Source organism: Thiohalobacter sp. IOR34 (assembly GCF_030406045.1).
Lineage (GTDB): Bacteria > Pseudomonadota > Gammaproteobacteria > Thiohalobacterales > Thiohalobacteraceae.
In genome coordinates, this window is record NZ_CP128988.1 from 1,529,874 (window position 1) to 1,545,851 (window position 15,978).

The window sequence follows — 15,978 nt, forward strand, 5'->3', positions numbered from 1 at the left end:
TCACTGTTCTCCAGCGAGATAGAGCAGACGGGCCTGAACCTTGCTTCGATCGACACGCAGACGAAGCAGGGTCAGCCGGCTGTCCAGTTCGGTCAGACGGGCACGCATCAGACCGCTGAAATCGGTGACGCCGGCCTGATAGGCCGACAGGGAGGCGGCGGCATTCTGTTCCGCCTCAGGCAGGATCTGACTGCGATACAACTTGAGCCGCTCGTCGAGCCGCAGCCATTCGGCGTGATCGGCATCCAGCCGGCGGCGCAATTGCAGGTAGATGTCGTCACGCCTGAGCCGGGCGGCCTCGAGTTCCTGCTGCCGGGTGGCCAGCAGCCGGTCCTGGCGGTTGGCGGTAAACAGCGGCAGGTCGACCAGCACCATGGCCGAGAGGAAGTCGCTGCGCCGCCCGCCGCTGGGATTGCTGCCGGTGCGGTCGCCATAGGTCAGGTCCAGCATCCAGCCCGGCTTGTAACGCTCACGCGCCAGATCGGCGGCCAACTGACCGGCCTCGACCTGGCCGAGTTCGGCCTGCAGCAGGGGATGGGATTCAAGCGCGGCTTCCAGACCGGCACGCGCCGGCAGTACCGGAAGCGCGGGAAAATCCCTGTTCAGGGCTTGGTAGGCGGCCTGCTGGCCGATCAGCCGTGCCAGGGCGGCACGCGCCTTGTCCTCCGCGCTCCGTGCCCGGGTCAGGCGGTCGTCGAGCAGCGACAGCTCGACGCTGGCACGCAGCACGTCCTGCTGGTTCTTGCGCCCGGCCGCATAGTGGGAGCGGGTCACCTCGACCAGTTGGGCAAACAGCTTGCGGCTGGCCTCGATGATGCGTTCCGCCTCCACCTGGTAGTAAACCTCCAGATAGGACTCGCGCACATCCCGCAGCACGGCGCGGCGCATGGCCTCGGCCCGCTGCTGCTCGGCCCCGGCCAGCACCCGACCGCGCTGGCCGCGCAGCTTGAGGGTCTTGCCCGGTGGGAAGGCCTGCTGGATGCCGACCTGAAGCTGGGTCATGGGCTCCTGGCTGCGGCTGAAGGAATCGGTGGGCAGGTTCATGGCCCCCAGCTTGAGCCGCGGGTCCGGCAACTGGCTGTCGGCCACCGCCTGCTCCTCACGTGCCCGGGCCAGGGCCTGGTAGCGGGGTGTGGTGACATCCGTCTCCAGGGCAAGCTGCTCGCTGCGGGACAGGCTCAGTCCGGCATGGGCTGCCAGGGGCAGAGCGAGGGCAGCCAGCAACAGGCCAGCGGCCGGGCGGACCGGACGGCGGGTGCGGGCAGAACCGCTGGCAACCGGCTGGCGGCGGCGAACGGGGGGTCGACACTTGGACATGTCGTTACTCCAATGGCTGGTGACAAAACGGTGGCCAGGCGTCACCCCTCGGGTGCGTCATGGCCGGGATGCGTAGTCAGACCTGGAGTAACGGTGGGCGCAGCGGCGGCGGCTCACTGCGGGTAAGGCGTCCTGCCTCGATCGCCGGCAGAAAGCTGTCTGCGGCAAAGGGATGGAGGAAATGAACGCTGGGTATGCCGCCCAGCGGGCTGCTGTGGCAGGGGGTGTTGCATTTCTGGCCACAGTCGTGCTGCTGGCAATCATGCTGGCCCTGGTCGACGCAGTGATCGCAACTCCCGTACAGGGCGGTCATGGCGCCGCCCGTTGCCTCGTGCATGGTCTGACACTGGGACTGCGGATCCGTACCGCTGCCATCGGCAAAGGCGAGCAGCGGCGCTGCAAGCAGCGTCGAGGCCAGCCAGAGGGAAAACAGTTGCCGAAGCAGGGGATGCATGCGCCTTACAGTAGCCCTTTGTGTACCTTTCTTCAAGCTGTGACAACCGGAAGGCGCCCAAGTTCAGCCACTCAGCGGTTGACCGGATTGCTGATATAGGCATAGCCCTGCATCTGCCTGCGCGTGAGCTGCAGGATGCCGGCCGGGATGATGCGCATGAAATCGTACAGGTCGTCCGCCGGCTCGCCCAGATGGGCCAGGGAATTGTTGCAGACACTGAAGGTCACGCCCTGGGCATGCAGGGCCTCGATCAGCGGGGCGTAACCGCCGTATTTCTCATTGAAGGAATTGGCCGCCAGCACCGCCCGGCCATAGAGGACCAGCTCGATCTCATAGGGGATATCACGCGGCTTGAGATATTTGATGGTATAGGCGGCATTGGTCAGGGACTCCTTCAGCTGGCTGCCCGGATCGGAGACCCCGAACACGATGCGCACCGGATTGTGGGTCTCGAAGAAGCCGTCGAAACCGATCCCCTCCGGCAGCGGCAGATGGGGAATATTCGGGAACTCGATCTGCGCGGCGGGTTCGCCGGCCGAAAGTCCCGCTGGCGGGCACAGCAGCCAGGCACCCAACAGCCAGGCCAGGCCAGTCACCCTGTTCCTCAGACCCTGCATCCGCACACCCTCGGCAAAGCTTTCGACACACCGATCTTACCAACCGTAACCGGCGGACGGAACCGGCCGCCCCTCAGTGAGGCGGACAGCTCCGGTACTCTTCGCAGTCGCGGGCGATGTCGATCACCAGCGCCGGAGCGGGGGCCGGCTGTGCCCCCCGCCATCCCGCCCCCTGCCGGCCAACGAGGCATCGCCTCCCCCGGCCGGCTGCAGCCGGCCGGGCAGCAGAACGGCCAGCAGCGCCAGCACCAACCCCAGCAGCATCGGCCTGTGCAGCGCGTTCATCGTCCCTCAACAAAAAAACCGCCAGGCCACGCAACGGCGGCCTGGCGGCATACCGTCCATCGGACAGGTGCTGTTACTGGTTCAGACTCTGATAGTAGTCCATCAGGATCTTCGCCACCTCGGGACGCGAGAATTCCGGCGGCGGGGCGATGCCCTTGCCCAGCATCTCGCGGACCTTGGTGCCGGACAACAGCACGAAGTCCTCCTTGGTGTGATCGGGAGCCTCGCGCATCATCACCACCTTGTTCAGCTTCTTGGAATAGGCAGTGTGGTCGGCCTTGAAGATCTCGATGTCCAGGGCACCGGGCGGCACCTCCTCGTCGAAGATGGTCTGGGCATCGAAGGCGCCGTAGTAGTCACCGACACCGGCATGGTCGCGACCGACAATGAAGTGGGTGGCACCCATGTTCTGCCGGAAGTAGGCGTGCAGCACGGCCTCGCGCGGACCGGCATAGAGCATGTCGAAGCCGTAACCGGTGATCATCACGCTGTTCGGCGGGAAATACAGCTCGACCATCTTGCGGATCGCGGCGTCACGCACCGGGGCCGGGATGTCGCCGGGCTTCAGCTTGCCGAGCAGCATGTGGATCACCAGGCCGTCACAGCCGAGGCGCTCCATGGCCATGTGGCACAGCTCCTCGTGGGCCAGGTGCATGGGGTTGCGGGTCTGGAAGGCGACGACCTTGTTCCAGCCGCGCTCCTTGATCTCGTTGCGGATCTCGACCGCGGTGCGGAAGGTGTCCGGGAAGTCCACCTGGAAGTAGCTGAAATTCAGCACCTGGATGGGGCCGGAGATGGCGAAACGCCCCTGGGAATTGAAGGCGGCCACGCCGGGGTGCTCAGGATCCGTGGTGCGGTAGACCTTCTCGGTCATCAGCTGCATCTGCGCGTCGCTGACCTCCTCGATGGCCTCGACGTCCTGCACGGCGATGACCGGGTTGCCCTCGACGTTGGGATCGCGCAGGGCGATGCGCTTGGCATCCTTGATGGCGGAGATGTCCTCGACCAGGTTGAGGACCGGCACCGGGAAGAACTGCCCGGCGGTGGTCTTCATGGTCTCGGCACAGCTGACGGCATCGGCGACGTTCATGTACCCGGTCAGCGGGGTGAAATAGCCACCGCCCATCATCACGGCGTTGCCGGCGGCAGCGGAGCTGATGACGATGGAAGGCAGGCTCTCGGCCTCGTGCATCAGGGCATCGTGCTTGTCCGGATCGTAGACAAACAGAGGCATGAGTTCATCGGAACCAATGGGTCGTATCATGAGGGTCATCTCCTGTCGCGCTTATCCCTGCATAAGCAGTATTGATCAAAAGGAACATGGGCCTGGTTGACGGGCCGCGACCATTGGCCGGCTGCCATCCCCCGCAAAAATTGGCGGAATAATAGCACGGAAGCAGGCCAAGGAAAGCCCGCAACGGCGGGCCAGCGTAATCGCCCGAGGATAGCGCATCGTGGCCGCTGGCCGGATCCGGAAACGTCAATGACAAGACGCCCGGCTTGGTGTATGGAACGCGGGCACAACATGCTGAGGCATGTCTGATCAAATCCACTCACAAGCCGCCAAGACGCCGAGGGCGCCAAGAAACCTTCCAGGGCCTGATAACACCACGCCAATCGCGGCCTGGAGGCCGCTCCTACCATGGTGCCGCCATGCCCCGTAGGAGCGGCCTCCAGGCCGCGACAAGGTCGTTCAGAGGCACCGACCAGCGCGATTTGCTCCCTCGTAGGAGCGGCCTCCAGGCCGCGATTGGCCGCGATCCCCGGCGGCATGCCCGCCGCATTTGCCGCGGCTGGCCGGGGCTGGCGAGGCGGCAGGATGGGGGGTCCCCATCGTTGTGAGTCGACCGCGGCCCGGACCGCGCCGCCCCATGGCGCCGCCATGCCCCGTAGGAGCGGCCTCCAGGCCGCGACAAGGTCGTTCAAAGGCCCGACCAGCGCGATTTGCTCCCTCGTAGGAGCGGCCTCCAGGCCGCGATTGGCCGCGAACCCCGGCGGCCATGCCCGCCGCATTTGCCGCGGCTGGCCGGGGCTGGCGAGGCGACAGGATGGGGTGGTCCCCATCGTTGTGAGTCGACCGCGGCCCGGACCGCGCCGACCCATGGCGCCGCCATGCCCCGTAGGAGCGGCCTCCAGACCGCGACAAGGTCGTTCAAAGACCCGGCCAGCGCGATTTGCTCCCTCGTAGGAGCGGCCTCCAGGCCGCGATCCCCGGCGGGTCCAGCCACGCCATCATCCGCGATCCTGATGCAATATCCGGGCTAAGCAACTTGGCGTTGTTGGCGCCTTGGCGGCCATGTCATTGATCAGTTTCCCTGATGGGGGGCTATTTCTCGGCCGAGATGAAGGCGATCCAGGCGGGGTCGGCATCTCCGGTTTCGGCCGGCAGGAAGATGCCATCCGGTTCCCCCTCCTCGTCAGTGCCCTGCCAGTAGACCGTGGTGCGGCTGAAACCGGCCTCCTCCAGCAACTCGCGCAACTCGGGCAGGGTCCACAGGCGCCAGTGATAGACGAAGGCCCGCCGCAGCCGCGAACCATCCGGGAACTTGAAGTGGATGTAGCAGGTCATGCGGCCGGTGACCGGGTCGTAGCGGTGCTGATCCCAGATGTAGGTGAAACCCTCGTGCTCGGTTTCCTCCTTCATCTCGCGGAAGGCATCGTAGCCGCCGAACGCGTCGATGATGAACACCCCATCCTCGACCAGTGCCTCGCGCACCCGGGAAAAGTAGCGGCGCAGGGCCGCGCGCTCGGTGAACAGCTGATAGCTGAAGTTCATGGCGATGACCAGATCGGGCGACTCGGTCTCGACCGTCAGCACATCGTCCTGCAGCAACTGGACGCGCGCCGCCTGCCCCGGCCTGAGGGCCGCCAGGTTGTGGCCGCGCGCCCAGTCCAGAACCTCGGCATCCAGATCGACGCCGATGGCCCGGTTGGTCTTGCGGTGGCGGACCCACTCGCAGCACATCTGGGCCGTGCCGCAGAAATCCTCGCGCAGCAGACGGGCACGGCGGCCGCGCAGCTGCTTGAAGGTCTTGTCCACGAACTCGTACTCGAAATCCGTGTCCTGGACCGAGAGTTCATACAATGCGTGGCGGTCGGCGCGCTGGGCCAGCGTGGGGGAACTGCGCTTGCGGGACTTTTTGCTCTTGTTCTTGCCGGTCTTCGAGGGTTTGGCCATAGGCGGCTTTATGCCACAAGCTGCCAGGGCACGCAATCTGCTTGAGGGGGACTGATGACTGCTCTACTCTTGACAGCATCGATACGATCGTGACCAAAGCCGCATGCTGAGTATCTGGGAGGAACCGGATCAAGGCGCGGCTCGCAGGGAAGTCAGCCCTTGCCAGGAGCAGCGACACCGCGGGAACCCGGGGCACCCCCTGCTAGATCCTTGCAGCCGCCGGCAAGGCCAGTCCGCAACAAAGGAATGCCGCCCGATGCGCCATCGCCTCCACAGCCTGCCCCGGCCCGCGGACCCCGGCTGCGGCTGGCTCCTTTTCCTGCTGCTGATGCTGCCGTTCAGGCTTGGCCTGGCGGACAGCGGGACGCCACCGAAACTGGAACCGATCGACGCCAGGATCGAGCTGGGCATCAGCGAATACAGCAACCTCAGTGGCAAGGGCGTGGTCGACCAACCGCTCATGTCACTGCAGAAAACCAGCAAGTCGACCACTGATCACAGCAAGCTGGAGGCGCTGCAGGGCCCCTTCACAAGCGGCTCCGAGGTCACCCGCGCCTGCCTGGGCTGCCACAATCTCGCTGGTCATCAGTTCATGAAGAACAAACACTGGACCTGGAGCTACGTCCACCCGGTGACCGGGCAGCAACTGGGCAAGCGGGTACTGATCAACAATTTCTGCACCAATGCCCGCGGCAACGAGGGCATGTGCGCCCAGTGCCATGCCGGCTACGGCTGGAAGGACGAGACATTCGACTTCAGCAACCAGGAAAACATCGACTGCCTGGTCTGCCATGAATCGACCGGCAACTACTACAAACTGCCGCCCAGCCGTGGCAACAAGGCCTGCGCCGTGATGTTCGAAGGCAAGCCACCCATCGACTGGGCAAGGGTTGCGCAGAGTGTGCGCCTGCCCGGCCGCAGCAATTGCGGCGGCTGCCATTTCTACGGCGGTGGTGGCGACAACGTCAAGCACGGCGACCTGTCCTCCGTGCTGTTCCAGCCGCCCCGGGAGGTCGATGTGCACATGGACGCCGAGGGCCTCAACTTCGCCTGCATCATCTGCCATGTCGGCGAAGGCCACCAGTGGGCCGGCAGCCGCTATAACATGCTTGCCAAGGACGATACCGGCCAGGGCAAACCCGGCATGCCCCGGCAGACGGCAAGCTGCGCAAGCTGTCATGGCATGGATCCCCACCCGCGCGGCCTGATCGGCATCAAGCTGAACGACCACGTGGACCGGGTCGCCTGCGAGTCCTGTCACATCCCCCGCTACGCCCGCGGCGGGGTCGCCACCAAGATCTACTGGGACTGGAGGACGGCCGGCCGGCTGAGGAACGGCGAGGGCTTCAATGTGGAAGGTTACATCCAGGGCAATGGCGAACCCCGCCACACCTATAAGTCGATCAAGGGGAGTTTCAAATACGGCGAAAATCTCGTACCGATCTACCGCTGGTTCAACGGTGTCATGACCTATACCACCATCGAAACCCGCTTCGACCCGTCCCGGCCCGTCGAGATCAACCATATCAATGGCGCGGCGGATGACCCGGGATCACGCATCTGGCCGTTCAAGCGCATGCACAGCGTCCAGCCCTACGACAAGGGCAACAACACGCTGGTCTACATGCACCTCTGGGGGAACGACGATGCCGCCTTCTGGGGAAACTATGATTTTCCCAAGGCGATCCGGGTCGGCATGGAAAAGAACCACATCCCCTACAGCGGCAGCTACGGCTTCGTAGAGAGCTATTCCTACTGGCCATTGAATCACATGGTGGCGCCGAAGGAAGATGCCCTCGCCTGCCGCGAGTGCCATGCCAGGGACGGCCGGCTGAGCGAACTCGGTGGCTTCTATCTGCCGGGACGCGATGCCTGGCGCTGGCTGGACCTGCTCGGCCTGGCGGCCGTGGGCGCGACCCTGCTGGGGGTCGCAGGGCACGGCGCATTGCGTATCCTGATCAAGCCCGGGGGCAAAAGCCGATGACAATCCACACAGTCATGATCTTTACCCGCTTCGAGCGCTTCTGGCACTGGTCGCAGGCCGCCCTCATCTTCACCCTGCTGTTCACTGGCGCGGCGATCCACGGGCTCCATCAACTGGTCGATTTCCGCACGGCGGTACTGGTTCACAGCCTGTCCGCCATCAGCCTGATCCTGCTCTGGCTGTTTGCGATCTTCTGGCATTTGACCACCGGCACCTGGCGCCACTACATCCCGACCACCAGCGGCCTGCTGAGGATCGCCCGCTTCTATGCCTATGGCATCTTCAAGGGCGAACAGCACCCCTACAGAAAACGCTACTGGCGCAAGCACAATCCCCTGCAAGCACTGACCTACCTGGCCCTGAAGCTGTTCCTGTTCCCCACCATCTGGCTGTCCGGCCTCGGCTACCTGTTCTATGGCCTGTGGCAAAGCCGGGTACCACCGGCTTCCGGCCTGTTGGAACTGACCGCTTCCATACACACGGCGGCCGCCTATGCCATCCTGGTCTTCGTCATCCTCCATGTCTACCTGCTGACCACCAGTGGTTCTTTCCTCGCCCATCTCAAACCCATGCTCAGCGGCTACGACAAGATCGAACTCACCGATGCCGAGTGGGCGTACCTTCGGGAAGACGAGAGCAACAAGATCAAGCAATGAGAACCCCACGCGGCAACCGCATCCCTGCCTCAAATTCCAGCCACCGCGGACGATATAACCCGTACTCCACCTCTCACCCCTGCTTTCGGAAGAAAACCGCCATGCCATCTGCGACCATCGACCACCGCTCCCGGCAACTGTCCCGCCTGAGACCCTTTCTCCTGGTGCCATTGCTCGCCCTGGGCGCCCCGGCCCTCGCCGATCCGCCGCCCTGGGCGCCGGCCCATGGCTATTACAAGAAGAAGCCCGGCCACAAGCCGCCCCGTTTCATTCCGAAGCGCGTCGCTCCGCTGCCCTGGCTGGCCGGCGCTGCCACGGCGGGCTACCTGTCGGGCAGCCGCTGTAACCGGGAAGCGCTGGGCACGGTCCTGGGCGGCGTGCTCGGCGGCGTCGCCGGCGCCCGGCTGAGCGACGACAGGCACCGCAGCGCGGCCACCATCGCCGGCACGCTGATCGGCGCCCTGGTGGGCCGCTCCATCGGCCGATCCATGGACCAGCTGGATCAGGCCTGCACCGGGCAGACCCTCGAATACGCCCCGGACAACCAGGCGGTGACCTGGCAGAACCCCGACACCGGGGCCAGCTATACGGTTACCCCGACCCGGACCTATGAGGCGGGAGACGGCCGCTACTGCCGCGAGTACATCAGTCAGGCCAGCATCGGCGGGCAGGAACAGCAGGTCCAGGGCACGGCCTGCCGTCAGCCGGATGGTTCCTGGAAAATCGTCGACCGCTGAAACCGGCGGGTCACAGCTTGCGCCTGCTCGATTGACTCCGGGCAGCGCCTGCCGGAGATCGCGGCCTGGCGACCGCGCCTACGGGGCATGGCGGCACCCGGGCAGGAGCAGCCTCCAGGCCGCGATTGGCGTGGTGTTAACAGACCCTGGTATGCAGCCGGCCGGGATATTGCACCAAGGCGGCCCGCATGAATGAGATCGTGGCTGGAATACATAGAGGGGAAGGCTAGAACCGGGCCGGCGGGTTACAGCTTGCGCCTGTTCGGTTGACTCCAGGCAGCGCCCGCCGGGGATCGCGGCCAGGAGGACGCTCCTACCAGCATAGACCTGCCTCATGTATGGAATTGTTCTAAAGCCACTCCAAAACCCGCCGTTAAAGTCAGTAATTGTGCAAATTCGGAGCAGACGACAGCGCGTTCCCGGTTACAACCACAGCACAACCCGAAATCGCGATGCGCCAGGGATGACACGTTGCAAACCCCGGCACCGAGCAAGGACAGGCGATGGCAACGAAAAAAACAACAAACAACCCGACGGACATTGTCGACTGGATCGATGGCGGCTCCGAGGTGAGCCTCACCACCATCCTGCTCGGCATCCTGGAAACCATCCTGGAATTGCCCTGGCTGGACACCCATGCCGGCGGCGTCTTCCTTGCCGATGCCGAGAGTGGCCATCTATCCCTCGCCGCCCAGCGGGGCTTCTCACCCCAACTGCTGACAAGCTGTGCCCGCGTCCCCTATGGCCACTGCCTGTGCGGGCGGGTAGCGCAATCCGAAGAGATGCTGCACGTCTGCTGTGTCGACGAACGCCACGACATTCGCTACTCGGGGATGCCCGAGCACGGCCACTATGTGGTACCCATCAAGTCCCAGGAGCAACTGCTGGGGGTGATAGTCCTCTACGTCAAGCACGGTCATACCTTCGATGGCCACGAAGCCGAGGTGCTGGAGAATTTCGCCAACCTGATGGCCCTGCAGATCCACACCGCGCAATTCCGTCAGGACAAGCGCCTGGCGGACCTGATCCTGGCGAACAGCGCGCATTCGCTGATCATCACCAACCATGACAAGCAGATCCAGTGGGTCAACCATGCCTTCGAGAAGGTCACCGGCTACAGCCGGGAAGAGGTCATCGGCAAGACACCCGCCATACTCCGGTCGGGACGTCATGGCGGTGACTTCTACCGCGCCATGTGGCGGGACATCGAAGAGCACGGCCTCTGGGAAGGCGAAATCTGGAATCGGCGCAAGAACGGCGAGATCTACCCGGAATGGCTGAACATCGTTGCCCTCAAGGACAGATACGGCCGCATCCTGCGCTATGCGGCCATGTTCATCGACCTGACCCCTGTCAAGCGCGCCGAGGAAAAGGCCCATCGACTGGCCTATTACGACACCGTGACCGGGCTGCCGAACGCGGTTCTGCTGCACGAACGGCTACAGGCCCTGCTGGAAGACAGCCGCCAGACAGGGGCCAACCTCCTGCTTTTCACGCTCGATCTCGATCACTTCAAGGAGATCAATGCCAGCCTGGGACGACGCGTGGGTGACGCCATTCTGCGCGAGGTGGCACGACGCATAACCGGACTCGAGAAGGAAACCTTTGCAGCCCGCATGGGTGCCGATGAATTCGTGATCGTCTGTCCCTGCGAGGAAAACGATGTGCAAAAGCTGTCGACCCGGGCCGGAGCGGTAGCGAGCCGGCTGCATCAACGGCTCGAGGAATTCCACGAATTCGAGGGTCAGGAACTCAGCCTGCGGGGCACCATCGGCGTCGCCTGGGGCAATGGGCGCGACATGGATTGTGAGACGTTGCTGCGGTGTTCCACCATTGCCCTCAACCACTGCAAACGGCATTCACGCGGCGGCTACCAGGTCCACACCGCCGAGATCGAGCAACAGGCTGAATACCGGCACAGCCTGGACGCCGCGATCGGCAAGGCCATAGAGCGGGATGAGCTCTCCCTGGTGTATCAGCCCCAGGTGGACCGCAACGGCAAGGTCCTGGGCGCCGAGGTGCTGTTGCGCTGGCAGCATGCCGAACACGGCAACGTGCCGCCCGATGTGTTCATCGCCATCGCCGAGGAACGGGGCGCCATCATCGAAATCGGCCAATGGGTGCTGGAAAACACGCTCCGCCAAATGAACGAGTGGCGACAGGCATGCCAGGGCGAGCCCCACTGCCTGCAGCGTCTGGCCATCAATGTCTCGCCCCATCAGCTGGTCTCGGAAAACACCGTCCAGCGCTTCACCGAAGCCTGTGAACGGTACGGATTCGAACCAGAGGCCATTGAGCTGGAGGTGACGGAAACCGGTCTGATGCAGAATTCCAGCCAGATCATCGACCACCTGCACGACTTTGCCGAGCGGGGTTTCAAGATTGCCATCGACGACTTCGGCACCGGCTATTCCTCCCTGTCACGCCTGCGCCACTTCCCGGTCGCCATCCTCAAGATCGACCGCAGCTTCGTGATGAACATGGCAAGGGATGCCTCGGACGCCGCCCTGGTCAAATCCATCATCGGCATGGCCCACACCCTGGGCTTCCAGACCATCGCGGAAGGTGTCGAGGATGCCGAACAGTTCGCCATGCTGATGGACTACGGCTGCGACATCTTTCAGGGCTACTTCTTCAGCAGGCCGCTCAGCGCGGAAGACTTCCTGGCCTACGTGGTGGCCACGGTGGAGCAATCGAGCCAAAGCGGCCTTCCACCCCAACTGGCGGCGATCGACGCCTGAATCGCTACTCTCCCCGGCCGGGGAAGGCATCAAAGCGGGAAGAATGAGATGGTGCCCGGGGCCGGAATCGAACCGGCACGGTGTCGCCACCGAGGGATTTTAAGTCCCTTGCGTCTACCAGTTTCGCCACCCGGGCGGAAACAGCACGCATTCTAGCAGGCTGTTGAAAAAGCCTCTGGCGAGTGCGAGACAAGGCAAAAAATGGCGGAAAAGCGCAGTTTACATGGCCGTAAACGAGCATCTTGAGCCATTTTTTAACGCCGTAGCATGCTTACGGCAAGGTTCGATAACGCCGTGCGCAGGCCGGCACACGGCGGCCGAACCCATTGAATCATGGAATGATCGGGGCTTCAGGCCTGAACACGGCATATTCAGTTACCGGGTTAATAACACCACGTCGATCGCGGCCTGGAGGCCGCTCCTACCAGGGTGCCGCGGTGCCCGTAGGAGCGGCCTCCAGGCCGCGATTGGGCGTCCCCGCGGGCCGCGCCTTGTCCCGCAACAGGCCTGAAGCCCTGAACACGGCATATTCAGTTGCCGGGTTAATAGCCAATATTCCTGGTGTATTTTGTTGGCAATGACCAGCAGCCGCGCCCCACGGCCTGGCAACGGCCATTGACAAGGGGAAAAATGGAGGCTGGGCCCGGAGTCGAACCGAGGTACACGGATTTGCAGTCCGCTGCATAGCCACTCTGCCACCCAGCCCGGGTGAAACATCGGATCTGAAAGCGAAAAACCCCGGCCGCCTGGACCACGACCGGGGTTTCCCCGTCAATTTGGAGCGGGAAACGAGACTCGAACTCGCGACCCCAACCTTGGCAAGGTTGTGCTCTACCAACTGAGCTATTCCCGCCTGAGAGAGCCGCTATTTTAGCGATCCGGCTTTCGGTGTCAACATTATTCGTTACAGATTTATTCCCGACGGCTCAATTGCTTTTCGTCAGCGCCGGCCAGGCGGCGCGCAGGTAGACGGCCATCGACCAGAGCGTCAGCACCGCGGCCACGTAGAGGCAGACCATCCCCACCAGGTGGGTCGGGAAAAGGCCGACCGGCTCGCGGTACAGCAGCAGCAGGATGGCGATCATCTGCAGGGTGGTCTTGATCTTGCCGATCTCGGACACCGCCACCTGGGCCCGCTCGCCAATCTCCGCCATCCACTCACGCAACGCGGAGATGGCGATCTCGCGGCCGATGATGATCACCGCCGGGATGGCGAAGAACAGGCTCGGGTTCTGCTGCACCAGCAGCACCAGCGCCGTGGCCACCATCAGCTTGTCGGCCACCGGGTCGAGGAAGGCGCCGAAGGCCGAGGTCTCCTGGAGACGCCGGGCCAGGTAGCCGTCCAGCCAGTCGGTGACCGCCGCCAGCCCGAACAGCACCGCGGTCCAGAGATTGGCGCCGGCGAAGGGCAGGTAGAACACCACCACGAAGACCGGAATCAGGCCGATGCGCAGCAGGGTCAGGATGTTGGGGATGTTGTATCGCATATCGCTTCGGCAGCGGCTGGCTCAATCGCCGTGGAAGGCGTCATAGATCTGCTGGGCCAGCCGGCGGCTGATCCCTTTTACCCTACTCAGATCCTCGACGCCAGCCCGGGCCAGCTCGCGGAGGCCGCCGAACTGGCGCAGCAGCTGCTGGCGCCGCCGCGGGCCGATGCCGGGTATCGCCTCCAGCGGCGACTCGGCCCGCGCCCGCGCCCGCCGCTGGCGGTGCCCGGTGATGGCGAAGCGATGCGCCTCGTCGCGGATCTGCTGGATCAGGTGCAGCGCCCGGGAGTCGCCCGGCAGGTCGACGGGCTCGCGTCCCGGGATGTGCAGGATCTCCCAGCCGGGACGGCGTTCCGGCCCCTTGGCCACGCCAACCAGCAGCACCTCGGTGACCTGCAGCTCCTCCAGCACCCGGCGCACCGCGGCCACCTGCCCCTTGCCGCCATCGATGAACAGCACGTCCGGCAGCCGTCCCTCGCCCTTTTTCAGCCGCGTGTAGCGCCGTTCCAGGGCCTGGGCCAGGGCGGCATAGTCGTCGCCGGGGGTGATTCCCTCGATGTTGAAGCGCCGGTAGTCGGACTTCAGCGGACCCTCGGCATTGAACACCACGCAGGAGGCGACGGTCGCCTCGCCGCGGGTATGGCTGATGTCGAAACACTCCATGCGCTGCGGCGGCTCGTCCAGCCCCAGCACCTGCTGCAGGGCCTCCAGCCGCTGCAGCATGCCGGCCCGGCTGGCCAGACGGGCGTCGATGGCATGCTGCGCGTTGCGCACCGCCATCTCCAGCCAGCGGGCCCGCTCGCCGCGCACCCGGCTGCGAATCTCCACCCGCCGCCCGGCCCGCTCGGCGAGCGCCGCCTGCAGCCACTCGGCCTCCGCGGTGGCCCGGTTGACCAGGATCAGGCCCGGCGGCTCGTGCTCCAGGTAATACTGGGCGATGAAGGCCGGCAGCAGCTCGTCGATCCCGGCCCCCGCCGGGCAGCGCGGGAAGAAGGCCTTGTTGCCCAGGTTGCGGCCGGCGCGGATGAAGAACACCTGGACACAGGCCACGCCACCGCGCAGCTCGGCGGCGACGATGTCCAGGTCGCCCTTCTCGCCACTGACGTACTGCCGCTCCTGGACCCGGCGCAGGCTGGCGATCTGATCCCGATAGAGGGCCGCCTGTTCATAGTCCAGCCGCTCGGCGGCCGCCTCCATGCGCCGCGCCAGGGCCTCCACCACCTCGCTGTTCCTGCCTTCCAGGAACAGCTCGGTATGGCGCAGGTCGCGGGCATAGTCCTCGGGCGAGATCTCCCCGGTACAGGGGGCGCTGCAGCGCTTGATCTGGTACTGCAGGCAGGGCCGCGAGCGGTTGGCGAAAAAGCTGTCCTCGCACTGGCGGACGCGAAACACCTTCTGCAGCAGATGCAGGCTCTCGCGCACCGCGTGGGCGTTCGGATAGGGCCCGAAGTAGCGCCCCTTGCCGCTGCGCGCGCCGCGGTGCAGGCTGATCCGCGGATAGGTCTGGTCCGTCGAGATGTAGATGTAGGGGTAGCTCTTGTCGTCGCGCAGCAGGATGTTGTAGCGCGGCCGGTGGGTCTTGATCAGGGTGCTCTCGAGGATCAGCGCCTCGCTCTCGGTATGGGTGACCGTCACCTCGACCTGCCGCACCTGGGCCATCAGCGCCTGGGTCTTGGTATCCAGCGCCTTGCGGAAATAGCTGCTGACACGCTTCTTGAGGTTGCGCGCCTTGCCGACATAGAGGATCCGCCCCTCGGCATCGAGCATGCGGTACACCCCGGGCCGCCCGGTAAGGCTGCGCAGAAAGCTGTCGACGTCGAAGCCAGCGGTGTCGTGCACCTCGTTCATGCGCACAGCTTAGCCGGAAAGCCGGGCACGGGCACGCCGGAACACGTCCTCGAACATGGATTCGGTCAGGCGCCGCGTCTGGGTGTTGTAGCGGCTGCAGTGGTAGGAGTCGAGCAGCAGGCGCTCCTCCCCCAGGGCATGCTCCGCGCCATGGCCAAAGGAATGGGTGGAGAGTTTGAGGCCGTATGCCCGCAGCACCGCGTCGTGGGCGATCTTGCCCAGGGCCAGCACCACCCCGCCCCTGGGCAGGCCTTCCAGTTCGGCGCGCAGGAAACCGTTGCAGGTGCGGATCTCGGCGCCGCTCGGCTTGTTCTGCGGCGGCAGGCACTTGACGGCATTGGTGATGCGGCAGTCGTGCAGCCGCAGGCCGTCGTCGCCTGCGGTGGAGATGGGGGCCGAGGCGAAACCGAAGGCGTGCAGGGTGCGGTAGAGCAGGATGCCGGCATGGTCGCCGGTAAAGGGCCGGCCGCTGGCGTTGGCGCCGTGCATGCCGGGCGCCAGGCCGACAATCAACAACCGCGCCTGCGGGTCACCGAACGGCGGCACCGGCCGTGCATGGTAGTCCGGGTAGCGGGCCTGGACCGTATCGAGGAACTCGGCCAGCCGCGGACAGCGGCGGCAGTCGGCATCGAAGATCGGTGTTGCAGTCATAGGGCTGGAAGCGCCGGTCCCGC

General features: G+C 64.8%; 13 protein-coding genes and 3 tRNA genes. 4 read left to right on the forward strand and 12 right to left on the reverse strand.

Annotated features, from left to right (window positions below):
• The 6 genes from QVG61_RS07040 to QVG61_RS07065 all read right to left on the reverse strand — a co-directional run bounded on the left by QVG61_RS07040 (position 1) and on the right by QVG61_RS07065 (position 5,851).
• The gene (locus tag QVG61_RS07040) at positions 1 to 1,317 is read right to left on the reverse strand and encodes a TolC family protein (protein WP_289929905.1); all 1,317 of its coding nucleotides are present in this window, start codon (positions 1,315 to 1,317) and stop codon (positions 1 to 3) included.
• A gap of 76 nt (positions 1,318 to 1,393) precedes the next feature.
• Complete coding sequence (locus QVG61_RS07045; protein WP_289929906.1) at positions 1,394 to 1,771, reverse strand: hypothetical protein; 378 nt, start codon at positions 1,769 to 1,771, stop codon at positions 1,394 to 1,396.
• A gap of 71 nt (positions 1,772 to 1,842) precedes the next feature.
• Complete coding sequence (locus tag QVG61_RS07050; protein ID WP_289929907.1) at positions 1,843 to 2,367, reverse strand: DsrE family protein; 525 nt, start codon at positions 2,365 to 2,367, stop codon at positions 1,843 to 1,845.
• A 144-nt stretch (positions 2,368 to 2,511) separates the two neighbouring features.
• Positions 2,512 to 2,673, reverse strand: a complete 162-nt coding sequence (locus QVG61_RS07055) for a hypothetical protein (protein ID WP_289929908.1) — start codon at positions 2,671 to 2,673, stop codon at positions 2,512 to 2,514.
• A 73-nt stretch (positions 2,674 to 2,746) separates the two neighbouring features.
• On the reverse strand, positions 2,747 to 3,937 hold the full coding sequence (gene sat, locus QVG61_RS07060; RefSeq protein WP_289929909.1) for a sulfate adenylyltransferase: 1,191 nt from the start codon (positions 3,935 to 3,937) through the stop codon (positions 2,747 to 2,749).
• A gap of 1,062 nt (positions 3,938 to 4,999) precedes the next feature.
• Positions 5,000 to 5,851, reverse strand: a complete 852-nt coding sequence (locus QVG61_RS07065) for a class I SAM-dependent methyltransferase (RefSeq protein WP_289929912.1) — start codon at positions 5,849 to 5,851, stop codon at positions 5,000 to 5,002.
• Positions 5,852 to 6,107: 256 nt separating this feature from the next.
• Between QVG61_RS07065 and QVG61_RS07070 the strand changes: the two genes are divergently transcribed.
• The 4 genes from QVG61_RS07070 (at position 6,108) to QVG61_RS07085 (ending at position 11,969) form a co-directional block, all read left to right on the forward strand.
• The gene (locus tag QVG61_RS07070; protein ID WP_289929914.1) at positions 6,108 to 7,835 is read left to right on the forward strand and encodes a tetrathionate reductase family octaheme c-type cytochrome; all 1,728 of its coding nucleotides are present in this window, start codon (positions 6,108 to 6,110) and stop codon (positions 7,833 to 7,835) included.
• The gene (locus QVG61_RS07075) at positions 7,832 to 8,491 is read left to right on the forward strand and encodes a cytochrome b/b6 domain-containing protein (protein ID WP_289929915.1); all 660 of its coding nucleotides are present in this window, start codon (positions 7,832 to 7,834) and stop codon (positions 8,489 to 8,491) included. Before QVG61_RS07070 ends, QVG61_RS07075 begins: the two co-directional genes overlap by 4 nt.
• A gap of 101 nt (positions 8,492 to 8,592) precedes the next feature.
• Positions 8,593 to 9,228 carry an RT0821/Lpp0805 family surface protein gene (locus QVG61_RS07080; protein ID WP_289929916.1) on the forward strand — a complete coding sequence of 212 codons (636 nt, stop codon included), beginning with the start codon at positions 8,593 to 8,595 and terminating at the stop codon, positions 9,226 to 9,228.
• Positions 9,229 to 9,731: 503 nt separating this feature from the next.
• Positions 9,732 to 11,969, forward strand: a complete 2,238-nt coding sequence (locus QVG61_RS07085; protein WP_289929917.1) for an EAL domain-containing protein — start codon at positions 9,732 to 9,734, stop codon at positions 11,967 to 11,969.
• Positions 11,970 to 12,018: 49 nt separating this feature from the next.
• Here QVG61_RS07085 and QVG61_RS07090 read toward each other — a convergent pair.
• The 6 genes from QVG61_RS07090 to QVG61_RS07115 all read right to left on the reverse strand — a co-directional run bounded on the left by QVG61_RS07090 (position 12,019) and on the right by QVG61_RS07115 (position 15,955).
• Positions 12,019 to 12,105: transfer RNA gene (locus tag QVG61_RS07090), tRNA-Leu, on the reverse strand.
• A gap of 495 nt (positions 12,106 to 12,600) precedes the next feature.
• Positions 12,601 to 12,674 (reverse strand) — tRNA-Cys (locus tag QVG61_RS07095).
• Between the two features lie 72 nt (positions 12,675 to 12,746).
• Positions 12,747 to 12,822, reverse strand: a tRNA-Gly gene (locus QVG61_RS07100).
• 73 nt (positions 12,823 to 12,895) lie between these two features.
• On the reverse strand, positions 12,896 to 13,456 hold the full coding sequence (gene pgsA, locus QVG61_RS07105) for a CDP-diacylglycerol--glycerol-3-phosphate 3-phosphatidyltransferase (protein WP_289929918.1): 561 nt from the start codon (positions 13,454 to 13,456) through the stop codon (positions 12,896 to 12,898).
• Between the two features lie 21 nt (positions 13,457 to 13,477).
• Entirely contained in the window at positions 13,478 to 15,304 is a 1,827-nt protein-coding gene (gene uvrC, locus QVG61_RS07110; protein ID WP_289929919.1) for an excinuclease ABC subunit UvrC, read from the reverse strand.
• 9 nt (positions 15,305 to 15,313) lie between these two features.
• Positions 15,314 to 15,955 carry a uracil-DNA glycosylase gene (locus QVG61_RS07115; RefSeq protein ID WP_289929920.1) on the reverse strand — a complete coding sequence of 214 codons (642 nt, stop codon included), beginning with the start codon at positions 15,953 to 15,955 and terminating at the stop codon, positions 15,314 to 15,316.
• Positions 15,956 to 15,978 lie beyond the last annotated feature (23 nt).